The organism is Flavobacterium sp. (assembly GCF_035760125.1).
Classification (GTDB): domain Bacteria; phylum Bacteroidota; class Bacteroidia; order Flavobacteriales; family Flavobacteriaceae; genus Flavobacterium.
Map to the genome: position 1 here is coordinate 1 of NZ_DASTTN010000288.1, position 11,867 is coordinate 11,867.

8 protein-coding genes and 1 other RNA gene are annotated in these 11,867 nt (G+C 34.0%); 2 read left to right on the forward strand and 7 right to left on the reverse strand.

The features are described 5' to 3' along the window. From VFS71_RS10395 to VFS71_RS10415, 5 genes are all read right to left on the reverse strand, one after another. The coding region (locus VFS71_RS10395) for a DUF4386 domain-containing protein (RefSeq protein WP_326401144.1) at positions 1-360 on the reverse strand (360 nt) is incomplete at its 3' end. 261 nt (positions 361-621) lie between these two features. Continuing rightward, positions 622-1,812, reverse strand: coding sequence for a thioredoxin family protein (locus VFS71_RS10400; protein WP_326401145.1), 1,191 nt, complete (start codon positions 1,810-1,812; stop codon positions 622-624). A 143-nt stretch (positions 1,813-1,955) separates the two neighbouring features. After that, positions 1,956-2,516, reverse strand: a complete 561-nt coding sequence (locus tag VFS71_RS10405; protein WP_326401146.1) for a 2'-5' RNA ligase family protein — start codon at positions 2,514-2,516, stop codon at positions 1,956-1,958. Between the two features lie 154 nt (positions 2,517-2,670). Further along, positions 2,671-3,067, reverse strand: a transfer-messenger RNA (tmRNA) gene (ssrA, locus tag VFS71_RS10410). A gap of 126 nt (positions 3,068-3,193) precedes the next feature. Then, complete coding sequence (locus tag VFS71_RS10415) at positions 3,194-4,402, reverse strand: serine hydrolase domain-containing protein (protein ID WP_326401147.1); 1,209 nt, start codon at positions 4,400-4,402, stop codon at positions 3,194-3,196. 634 nt (positions 4,403-5,036) lie between these two features. Between VFS71_RS10415 and VFS71_RS10420 the strand changes: the two genes are divergently transcribed. Then, on the forward strand, positions 5,037-6,239 hold the full coding sequence (locus VFS71_RS10420) for an NAD(P)-dependent oxidoreductase (protein ID WP_326401148.1): 1,203 nt from the start codon (positions 5,037-5,039) through the stop codon (positions 6,237-6,239). A 68-nt stretch (positions 6,240-6,307) separates the two neighbouring features. Here the strand turns inward: VFS71_RS10420 and fumC are convergent, their stop codons facing one another. Both fumC and VFS71_RS10430 read right to left on the reverse strand, forming a co-directional pair. Beyond that, positions 6,308-7,693 (reverse strand): class II fumarate hydratase, encoded by a 1,386-nt coding sequence (gene fumC / locus VFS71_RS10425; protein WP_326401149.1) that lies wholly within the window; start codon positions 7,691-7,693, stop codon positions 6,308-6,310. A gap of 379 nt (positions 7,694-8,072) precedes the next feature. After that, positions 8,073-10,784: a pitrilysin family protein gene (locus VFS71_RS10430; RefSeq protein WP_326401151.1), complete on the reverse strand. Its 2,712-nt coding sequence runs from the start codon at positions 10,782-10,784 to the stop codon at positions 8,073-8,075. Positions 10,785-10,984: 200 nt separating this feature from the next. Here VFS71_RS10430 and VFS71_RS10435 point away from each other — a divergent pair, with 200 nt between their 5' ends. Beyond that, positions 10,985-11,674, forward strand: coding sequence for an aspartate/glutamate racemase family protein (locus VFS71_RS10435; RefSeq protein ID WP_326401152.1), 690 nt, complete (start codon positions 10,985-10,987; stop codon positions 11,672-11,674). Positions 11,675-11,867: the final 193 nt, after the last annotated feature.

The following is an 11,867-nucleotide window of genomic DNA, read 5'->3' on the forward strand; positions in this document are numbered from 1 at the left end:
AAATAACGCAGCCATCAGATTCAGTTTATTGACTACTAAAACAGCAGTTTGTATTAAATTAAAAGACAAATTAAGTAAGGCAAGTTTTCTGTTTACAGGCCTAAGTAGGTAATACAGAATTACCATTACAGGCAAATCACAAATATGCATAATCAAATCGCCACTAATGCCACTTCTCCATAGAAAATCAGAATTTATAATATTATTTGCAGTGGCTGTTGCGTCTCCATAAACAATTAATTTATTTCTAACTAAAAGCTCTCCAAATATACCCGCTATTATAATTATTAGATATGCGATTCCAGCTATTCTTGCATAAAGTTGTGGTGAATTTTCAAAATTTTTGAGGTAAAGTTTCATATTTGGTAGTTTAGTTCGAGGTATGATGTTTAATATTTGAAATTGTTACGGGATTTTCTTTTAAAACGGTATTTAAATGATTTAATAATCAGTAACTAGAGTTCTATTGTTAAACTAAACTGTTGATTTGAGTAATTTTTGTGTTCCTAAAAGGTTTCTAAAACCTTATAACTATTATTCGGACGCATCCAGATTCCTAGAAGGTCGAGAAAACCCATATATTTTATAACAGCAATATTACATTGAGTATATATGCAAAATTTATTTTATCCCTAAATCTAAATAAAATTGGTCTATTTCTTTGGTATCCCAACCCATTGCTGTAGTGATGTTTTTGGTCTTTCGGGCGTATGTTATGGCTGTTTTTTTATCCTTTACTTTATTGTATAATCGTGCCAATAAAAAATTACTCTCGGCGGAATCGTTCGATTCGACTGAATGTTTTGCCCAAGTAATAGACGATTGTAAAGCTTCCTTTTCGTTGATGTGCTGAATATAAATTTTGGAGATTTCGTTAATGGTTTTGTAATCATTCCAAGCCCATTTTTGGACAGATTCAAATGTGGTTTGTTTATACTTATTCCAGCATTTGCAAGCCTCATACATTTGCAAATCGTACTTGAATACCAAAGAATCCACTTTTGTTAAATTACTTTTTTTTGCGATATCTCTGTTTTTGAAATAGCCGATGGAATCCAATTTCCCCATATCATGCATCAAGGATTGATTGACCACGCTTACAATTTTGACTTCGACTCTTTTGGTCGATGAAACTTTGGCAAAATCACTTTGATGATTCATAACGAAGTCGAATTCTTTGGTATTCAAATTATTTACGCCAAAGGCAATAATTTTCCAATTGATGGTCGTAAAGATTTGGTCTTTTGGTTGAGTGGATAGATACTTGGCAACAACATCATCGGTTTTGTCTTTGTCGATGCTTTTTCTTAGTGCGTTTAAGTAGAGCAGACAACTTTCAGGATTTCGGATATCATCATTGAATTGTCTTTCTAAATAAGGCAATTGCGTATTTGAATTTAATGCTTTTTTGGATTCCGAAATAAATTCTTCCGCCGTGAATTCGCCCCCTGTGCTATACAAATGTGTTTCTTTTTCGTTAAGGTATAGAAAGGTTGGGAAGGAAGTTATTCTAAATTGTTTCATGAAATCCTTTCCCGTTGGCGATTCGCCATCCATCATTACACTGATGTAGTTGTTGTTGAAAAAATCGACTACAGTGGGGTCTTTCAATACCGTACTTTTCATTTTGTTGCAATGGGGACACCAAGTGGCGTAGACCATTACAAAAATTGGTTTTTTGGATGTTTTGGATTGCTCAAGCGCTAATTTATAATCATTTTCTATAAAATTAATAGCTGTCTTTTGCGCCTTTGCTATAGACACAAAAAACAAGAAGACAATGATGAAATTATGTTTTGTTGACGTTTTCATTGATAACATATTTGGGGAAGATTCCATTCTTTTTAAAAATGCAATTTAATACTTTTTGTTCTTCTAGTTTTTTTTCATTTTGACAAAAGGTATAATGAGTATCAATCGAAAAGATACATTTGATTTTATCTTGTACAGCATTGCTAAAAGAGCGTTCCCTGTATCGATTCGGGTTGTGGATTTCCTTTAAATTCGAAAGTGTCTGTTACAAAAAACTGTTTAATATTCTCGTCAAATTGTCGTAAGACCACACTGTCACATACAAAATCAAGGTCTATTGTGGTGAATAAACGATTGGCTTTGACAAGATTTTCGGGTTTCAGTCTTCGGGCTATGGAGAGATGTGGATTGTCGCTCTTTAGCATATTGGGAACGAGAAGCGATTTATGAAATCGTTTCATGATATGCTTCAAGTTTTTTTTGGAATCATTGTCGGGTGCTATGAAAAAAGCACCGTTTTGGAAAGAGCCAAATTCATTTAAATGGACTTCAACGGGAGATAAGGTATTACATACTTTATTGATTTGATTTTTGATGTTTTCAATTCCCTTTTCGGTTGCTTTGAATTCGCAGATGGTAATATGTCCCACGGAATTTTTGCTGTTGAACCAACCCACTTCAGTTGCCAATTGATTTTTCATGGACTTCACCAAAATAAGGATGGGTTCTGGAGGGTGAATGACAAGTGAATATAGATTTTCCATAGGTGTTTAAATGTTGTAAAAGTAAAGATTAAGGAGATACAATGATATGGTGATTTTTGTATGATGTAATAGTTTTGTTTTTTGTAAGCAGTAAAAACAAAAAAGCCTGTAAATCCTAAGATTTACAGGCTTTTGATTTCATTTGAAAATGAATTTGTGGAATCGCCGGGAATCGAACCCGGGTCCAAACAAGCAACTAAAGAGCTTTCTACACGCTTATTTCCTGAATAGATTTTCGACGGGGAGTTAGGTCAGAAACAACCACTCTTTGCTTAGCTTCTTTAATTTCGAAATCCACCCGAAGCTTGTGGAAATCTAGGTTTAAATTTACGATTCACCTTAATCGACCGCTATAAACCAAAGCTTTCGAGATGAATCCTGCTTTCCTACCTGGTAGGACGAGGCTAATCTTACTATGATTCAGATTATGCAGCAAGAGCGTAGTTTCCTTCGCCGTGTAAAATGTTTGAGACCTTTTATTTACGAGAATTGTCCCAGTTCTCGACGTGCTTACTTTTCAATTCGACTTGCTGTCAAAACCAGTCGACCCCATTTTTTATTTAAGATTGCAGATTTTAGAATGCAACACCATAAATTGAATATTTTGCAAAGATACAATAATTTAGATGGTTTTCCAATGGTTGTCTAAAGACAAAATCTAATCTGAATTCTAAAACCTATTCGGTATCTTTTACCTTAAACGGATAATCTCCAAACAAAACGGATAGTTTTCTAACAGCATATGTATTTCTACTGAATTTATTAGACAAAGCAATTATAGTTACATTCTCATCTTTTAAAGGAATATAGGAAGAGGTAAAACCATGCCACCAACCGTTATGAAAATAGAAATTTTTACCATTGTCCCAATTAATCATTCGAATACCCAATCCGTAGTTTTTGGTTCCTTTTCTTTCGTTGCTGTATCCTGTGTATACTTGAGCTAATAATGCAGGTTCCAAAAAGGATGGAGAATTTCTTGCTCTATCAAATTTCAATAGGTCTCTAGGCGTGGAGTAGATATTTTTGTCCCCATAAATTTTGTCAAGATAATCAATGCCAATTTCTACTCTATTCGCTTTATAGGATGGTGCTACGTTATGTTTGTCTTTGTCAAAATCCAGGACAAAAGTATTGGTCATGCCTAGTGGCTTAAAAATAATTTCGGCCATGGCATCTCTATAGGACATTTTGGTGACTTTTTCTATAATTAAAGCCAACATCGCATAATTGGTATTGCAATAGGCAAATCGGGTACCCGTTCTTTGTTCCAATCCAATATTTTTGGTTCCCATTATGGTCAATATATCTTGGTTGGTCAACGTATTGTGTCTGTCCCAAACACTTTTGTCACGATCTGTAAAATAGGCATAACTGCGCATTCCGCTTCTGTGATCCAGTAACATTCTTACAGTAACATCCGGATAGGGAAATTCTTTAAGAAAATCGGTTACTTTTTGATCAAGATCAATTCTTTTGGCATTGACCAATTTCAAAACGGCTGTCGCAGTAAGCACTTTACTTACTGATGCAATATGGATAGGAGTAGTGCTTGTTATTGGCGTTTTATCCCTAAGGTTGGCATAACCTTCATATTTTTCATAGATAATCTGACCGTTTTTGGCAACAAGAAAACCTCCGTTCATACTATTATTAGGCCAGTTTCTATTGTAAAAAGAATCTATTTCTCTATGTTTTTCGGCTATATAATCAGCGGTGAGTTTTGTTTCATTCACCAAAGGTTTCATTTTTGGCAATACATTTTTGGGAAGATCTGCATCTTTTATTTCCGCTTTCTCGATGTGTTTAGTATCATTTTTACATGAACTCACTAGAGCCATCAGCAATAATAAATACAGGGAGCTTGTTTTTTTTATAAAATTCATTTTTTTGGGTACTTAAAAAAGCAAATATATAGAATCGAAAGCGTTTGATTTATAGTTTTTTTTAAAATTTATAAATTTTTAAAATGTATGTCTTATTTTATTGATTATTAGTTTTTTATGTTATTTGTGATTTGTTAAATTACTACAAAATAGTGTTGAATAATAATTTATTTTCTCTTTTTTTATAGGATTTTACTAATACGTTACGAATGTTTTTTTTCTGCAATTCATCGTATTATTGATTTTTAAATTTGATAGACAATGGAAAGTGGATAATTTGTGTTTATTTTTTTTGTCGCTAAAGCATTGTAAAGGCAAAATTCTTACTTAGTAAGGGATTTTGTTTTTTTAATCGATGAAATGTTTATTTTGTCGATTGTTTGATGGAAAATATTTTTAATATTAAAGGAGGTTCCTTGAAAAATAAGTTTTTGTGTGTTATCGGCTGAATAGTTACGGTTTTATGACAAAAAGGACTTATTTGGTTTATGACTTTGCCCAAACGGATTGTTTAGACTAGTTTTGCTGACTTTAGGAATTAATCATGCAAATATGCTTTATTTTGAAATAAATTGTTATGTTTGTAACAAATAATAGAAATAAAGTTATATTTATATAAATTAAAATATTCAAGATGAAGTTCGGAATCATAAAAGAAAGAAAAAATCCACCAGACAGAAGAGTTGTTTTTTCCCCTAATGAACTAGCTAAAATAAAGCAGTTGTATCATAATTGTACTGTAAAAGTTGAAAGTTCTGATATTCGTATTTTTACAGATGTTCAATACCAAAGTATGGGAATTGAAGTTGCCAATGATGTAAGTGATTGTGATGTTCTTTTTGGGGTAAAAGAAGTACCAGTTGACCACTTAATTCCTAATAAAGCCTATTTCTTTTTTTCACATACGATTAAGAAGCAACCGTATAACAGAAAGTTATTGCAAGCTATTTTAGAAAAAAATATTGATTTGTATGACCATGAAACCATTATAGATTCTCATAATCGTAGATTAATTGGTTTTGGACGATATGCTGGAATTGTTGGAACTTATAATGCTTTTCGCGCTTTTGGTATAAAATTCGAATTGTTTAAAATGCCAAAAGCCGAAACGCTTTCGGGCAAAGATGCGTTGATTTCCCATTTAAGAAGATTGGTTTTGCCTCCTTTAAAGATTGTTGTAACGGGAACAGGAAAAGTTGGGAATGGAGCCAAAGAAATTTTGGATGCCATGAAAATCAAGGAAGTCACACCAGACAATTATTTGACTAAAAATTACACCCAAGCTGTCTACACTCAAATAGATGTTTTGGATTATAATAAAAGAAAAGACGGTCAAGTACTCGATTATACTGATTTTCACGAAAACCCATCGGAATATGTTTCCGATTTTGAACGATTTACTAAAGTTTCAGATATTTTTATTGCTGGACATTTTTATGGCAATGGAGCTCCTGTAATTTTAAGCCAAGAAATGCTTCAGGCCAATGATTGCAAAATAAAAGTTGTGGCTGATATTTCCTGTGATGTCAACGGACCAGTTGCGTGTACTTTGCGTTCTTCGACCATTGCAGAACCTTTGTACGGTTATTTGCCTAGCGAAAATAAAGAAGTAGATGTTTTTCATCCCGCAGCAATCGTAGTGATGGCGGTTGATAATTTACCTTGTGAATTACCAAAAGATGCCAGTGAAGGTTTTGGAGAAATGTTTTCAGAACATGTTATTCCAGCTTTTTTCAACGGAGATAAAGATGGTATCCTTAAACGAGCCAAAATGACTGAAAAAGGAAAGCTAACCGAGCGTTTTAGTTATTTACAGGACTACGTGGATGGGAAGTAGTTTTTTAAAATTATGAATTATGAGTTATGAGTTATGATTTTTTACATAATTCATAACTCATAATTATTTTAAACCATATCCTCCGGTTTTACCCATTCATCAAATTCTTCGGGAGTTACATATCCCAACCTCACAGCCTCTTCTTTGAGAGTGGTGCCGTTTTTGTGCGCCGTTTGAGCAATTTCAGCCGATTTATAATAGCCAATTTTAGTATTCAAAGCCGTTACTAGCATCAATGAATTGTTGACCAATTCTTCTATGCGTTTGTAGTTGGGTTCAATTCCTTGGGCGCAATGTATGTCGAATGAATGACAAGCATCTCCTAGTAATTCTGCAGATTGCAGAAAGTTGGCGGCCATCATTGGTTTAAAAACATTCAATTCATATTGACCTTGCATGCCCCCAACGGTAATAGCCATATCATTTCCTATCACTTGGGCGCAAACCATCGTCAGCGCTTCACATTGTGTTGGGTTTACTTTTCCAGGCATAATAGAAGAACCTGGCTCGTTTTCGGGAATCAGGATTTCACCAATTCCGGAGCGTGGTCCCGATGCCAACATTCGGATATCATTGGCTATTTTATTCAAAGAAACAGCCAATTGTTTGAGAGCACCATGGGTTTCCACAATGGCATCGTGTGCTGCTAGAGCCTCAAACTTATTTGGAGCAGTTACAAAAGGATGTCCCGTAAATTGGGCAATATATTCAGCCACTCTTACATCATATCCTTTTGGTGTGTTCAATCCTGTACCTACAGCAGTTCCTCCCAAAGCGATTTGGGATAAATGTTCTAATGTGTTCTTAACTGCTTTCAAACCATTATCCAATTGCGCCACATAACCAGAAATTTCCTGACCCAAAGTTAGGGGAGTGGCATCCATCAAATGAGTGCGGCCAATTTTGACCACCGATTGAAATTTAGTTGCTTTTTTTTCAAGTGTGTCTTTTAGTTTTTCGACATTGGGAATAGTGTTTTCGACTACCGTTTTATAGGCTGCAATATGCATTGCGGTTGGAAAAGTATCATTGGATGATTGTGATTTATTGACATCGTCATTGGCTTTGATAAAAGGTTCATCTTCGGTTATACTCAGTCTTTTCAGAACTTGAGCACGATTGGCAATCACTTCATTGACATTCATATTACTTTGTGTACCAGAACCGGTTTGCCAAATTACAAGTGGAAATTCTTCGGAAAGTCGTCCCGCAAGAATTTCATCACATACCAATGCAATGTAATCCCGTTTTTCGACGTGTAAAACACCTAATTCACAATTTGTATAGGCGGCCGCTTTTTTGAGATAGGCGAAACCTTCAATAATAGCTTTTGGCATGGATGCTGGAGACCCAATCTTAAAATTGTTTCGGGAACGTTCGGTTTGCGCTCCCCAGTATCTGTCTGACGGAACTTCGACTTCGCCCATTGTGTCTTTTTCGATTCTAAAGCTCATTTTTTATTTTTTAAGTATTTGAAAAATAATTATGTATAATGTTTTCCATAATAAAGTTACTTCTTTTATTTATAACCAGAGTTCGATTATTACTATTTTTCCTTTTTTTGATGATGGCAAAAAAGCAAAATGCTAACTCTTAGCCCTGATGGAAGCGGCATCCCATCTCGTTTTTTCTACGAGATGGAATATAGCGGACAGCAGGAACGATGCTGGCAAAAAAAAGCCAAATATTTCCGCTCCAGAATTAATAATTGAACTCCAGTTTATAAGATCGGTTCTGTCCATAAAAAAAAGGTATTGATTACTCAATACCTTTTTGTGATAATTTGGGTTCAATATTTATCTTAGAACCTTTGTTTCTTAATAACTTCTAAAATTATTTTTTTACAAAATCTCCAGCTTGAACAATCACTAATTTTTTTGGATCAAAATATTTGACTAAAGCAATATTTATTTTTTGAACATCTAAGTTTTTAATTTTGGTTTCAAAATCTTCGTAGTCTTTGAAAGTTTGACCTGAATCCATATTTTCTCTCAGTTCACGAACTAAGAATTCATCAGTTCCAAGCATTGTTTGTCTGTTTTGCAACCAAGATTTTAAAGAACTGTCAAATTCTTCTTTGGTGAAACCCTTGCTAATTGCTTTTTGAATTTCTTCATTAAGGGCAGTTGTCAATTTATCCTTCATTGTTGGATTATAAAAGGCATAAACTCCCCAATCCGATGTAGGGTCAATAGCATTTGCCTGTAAATAAGAACCTGCACCATAGCTTAAACCTTCAGTTTCTCTTAGACGTTGTGGAATTCTGGAAGACAAGAAAGCGCCTCCTCCCAGTAATTCATTTGCCATTTCTACAGCAGGATAATCTGGATTTTTTTCACCAATATTCAAATTTATTTTTCCAAATAATGTAGCATTCGTTTTATCATTTATTTGAATGGTTTTATCACTTGATTTTACATCAAAATATTGTGTTGGAATTCTTTTGTAAGCAATTTTCGGATTCCAGTTGTCAAAAGTACTGCTTAAGAATTTTTTAATGAGATCTTTATCAATTCCTCCAACAAATGATGATATACTGTTGGATCCACCATAGAAGGTAGCATAAAAGCTCTTAAGATCTTCAATAGTAATCTTGTCTAAAGTAGCCAAGCTTTCGTCAATTGATTCCGAGTAATAAGGATGTGTTTTTGGATATAAAGCAGTTAGTTTTGTCAATTCTTGACTAGCAACAGCCTGTGGTTCATTTCTGCTGGATTCCAATCCGTTTTTGGTTTCCAGTTTCAATTTTTCAAATTCAGTAACATCAAAAGAAGGGTTTCTTAAAATGTCCTGTACCAAGTTTAAGGCATTACTTAAATTGGTTTTATCCGTACTGATTCTCACATATAAACCATCAACAGTAGCGGCTGTACTCAGGTTTATTTTGTATTGGTCAATTTGGTCATTGATGTCTTTTTTGCTTCTGGTTTTTGTCCCTAATTTCAACATGCTTGCCGTTAAACTGGCAATCATTGATTTTTGGCTCAATGATTTTTCATCTCCCATTCTCAGCAATATTCGACCTTCAATTTTATTTCCTTTGGCTGGTTTTTCCAATAAGGCATATTTTCCTCCCGATGCTAATTTTCCTTCTTCGGTAGATTTTATGATATTGGAAACAGACGTTTCAAAGGTATTGGTATTAGCTTCCATTGTTTTTCCTTTGTATCCATTTACAAGAGAAGCGATATCTTTAGTGTCGCTTACTTTTGTTCTTTCGCTAGTAGCTTCCGGAATAAAACGTCCCCAAGTTCTATTGGTTTGTAGATAGTATTTTTTGGCTGCACTTTGAATGTCGGCAACTGTGAGAGCTTCTATGTTATCTCTGTTTATAAAAAACAAACGCCAATCACCAGCTCCTACAAATTCTGTCATGGCAACTGATAAGTTAAGGGTTTTGTTATAAGTGTTTTCAAATTGTTTAAGCAATTCATTTTTGGCACGCTTTAGATCCTCTTCCGTAAAAGTCATTTTAGGAACATTATTCATGGTTTCCAAAAAGGCTTTTTGAACTGTGTTTATGTCTTTGTCTTTTGCAATTTCAGCGGCAAAATAACTGTATCCTGGGTCTTTTAATGACTGAGTATATCCATAGACATTAGTCGATAATTTAGTTTCCACTAATGTTTTATACAAAATACCAGAAGGGTTGTTTGTTAATATTGAAATTAAAGCATCGTTGGCAGCAAACTCTTTGTCCGAATAACTTGGAGTGTGATAGGCCATAGCAACGTATTGAAGATCTCCATTTCTTTTTAGTTCGACAAATCGTTCACCGTCTTGAGCTGGTTCTACAGTATATGTTTTTTCAATTTCGTTCTTTGATTTTGGAATTGGAGCAAAGTATTCCTTAATCCAGGAAAGAGTTTTTTTCTCATCAAATTTCCCGCCTATAATTAGGGTAGCATTATTGGGTTGATAATATTTTTGATAAAATATTTTAAGACGATTTGCAGGAACACGCTCGATATCTTCTTTACTTCCAATGGTTGATTTTCCATAATTATGCCACAAATAAGCAGTGGAAAGAATGCGATCGTGTAATACTCCCTCAGGGTTATTTTCGCCTATTTCAAATTCATTACGCACGACGCTGAACTCCGTATCCAAATCCGATTGAAGGATAGCCGAAGTTATCATTCTATCTGATTCCATGTCTAATGCCCATTTTAGATTTTCATCTGTCGCGGGTAGGATTTCATAATAATTGGTACGGTCATAATAGGTTGTACCATTGGCTTGTGCCCCTTTGTCAGCAATCGTTTTTTTGATGTCAGTAAATTTTGCGGAGCGTTTGAATAACATATGTTCCAGCAAATGCGCCATACCCGATTCACCATATCCTTCGTGTCGAGAACCAACACCATAAACAATGTTCACAATCACATTTGACTGTGCGGCATCCGGGATTAGCAAAATTTTCAATCCATTAGGTAAGCTATATTCTTTTATGCCTTCAACTGAAGTGACAAAAGTAGCTTCTTGTGAAAAGGAATTTGTAACCCCAAAGGCAACAAATAAAATAGCAAGAATTAATTTTTTCATTTTTTATGTTTGTTGTAAGTTTATATTGTAAAAATATATTTTTTTATGAAAGAATAATCATTTGTTTTGATAATTTTAAGAAAGCTTTTATGCTATTTACAGTATTCTGATATTATTTTTTAATTTTATAAACTGTTTCTAATGCTAAATTTAGCAATTAATTATAATTATACCCACGGGTTAAAGTAAAATATAAAGACATGAAAAAACTAGGTCTCATAGGTGGTATCAGTTGGGTGTCAACGGCAGATTATTATAAGTTTATTAATGAGGGAATCAATAAAGAGTTAGGGGGAGTTAATTTTGCTGAGTGTATGATTTATTCTTTTAATTATGATGATATCAAAAGAAATAATGATAACAACGATTGGGAAACGACATTCAATATGCTGTCAAAAGCCTGTCAAAATTTGAAAAATTGTGGTGCCGATGCGATTATTCTTTGTGCGAATACCATGCATCTTATAGCCGATCGAATTCAGGAAAGTGTCGATTTGCCATTAATACACATTGCCACGGAAACCGCCAAGGTAATTCAAAAAAAGAATATCAAAAAAGTGGGTCTTCTTGGAACAAAGTTTACGATGGAATTGGATTTTTTTAAAGACAAATTATCTGGTCTTGATATTGAAGCCATAATTCCGGAATTTGAGGATAGAGATTTTATACACGATACTATTTTTAATGAATTGGGAAAAGGATTAATTCTGGAGAGTACCAAGACAAGATATCTTTCTATTATAGAAAAACTGATTGATAATGGAGCCGAAGGAATTATTCTTGGCTGCACAGAAATTCCATTATTGGTGAAACAAGAAGAGGTTCACGTGCCTATTTTTGATACCGCTCAGATTCATTCAAATGCTGCGATTGCGTTTGCATTGAGTTAACAAATCTGAATATTTCGAAAACATTCGTGATGTGAAGATAAAAGCATCAATAAACCTGCTGAAATTTGTTTAAAACGCTATAAAAACGATTAAATCATTTATTGTATTACGTGATGAATTTGTTATTATTTTTTGTTTGTAAATGATTGTTTAGGAGTGTTTTAAATAAGCCTTTTTTGAAATAAAAAAGGCT

Excerpts from the sequence above, each read along its gene's own strand:
- VFS71_RS10400 (WP_326401145.1), bottom strand. The coding sequence starts at position 1,812 with ATGAAAACGTCAACAAAACATAATTTCATCATTGTCTTCTTGTTTTTT.
- VFS71_RS10405 (WP_326401146.1), bottom strand. The coding sequence starts at position 2,516 with ATGGAAAATCTATATTCACTTGTCATTCACCCTCCAGAACCCATCCTT.
- VFS71_RS10415 (WP_326401147.1), bottom strand. The coding sequence starts at position 4,402 with ATGAATTTTATAAAAAAAACAAGCTCCCTGTATTTATTATTGCTGATG.
- VFS71_RS10420 (WP_326401148.1), top strand. The coding sequence starts at position 5,037 with ATGAAGTTCGGAATCATAAAAGAAAGAAAAAATCCACCAGACAGAAGA.
- fumC (WP_326401149.1), bottom strand. The coding sequence starts at position 7,693 with ATGAGCTTTAGAATCGAAAAAGACACAATGGGCGAAGTCGAAGTTCCG.
- VFS71_RS10430 (WP_326401151.1), bottom strand. The coding sequence starts at position 10,784 with ATGAAAAAATTAATTCTTGCTATTTTATTTGTTGCCTTTGGGGTTACA.
- VFS71_RS10435 (WP_326401152.1), top strand. The coding sequence starts at position 10,985 with ATGAAAAAACTAGGTCTCATAGGTGGTATCAGTTGGGTGTCAACGGCA.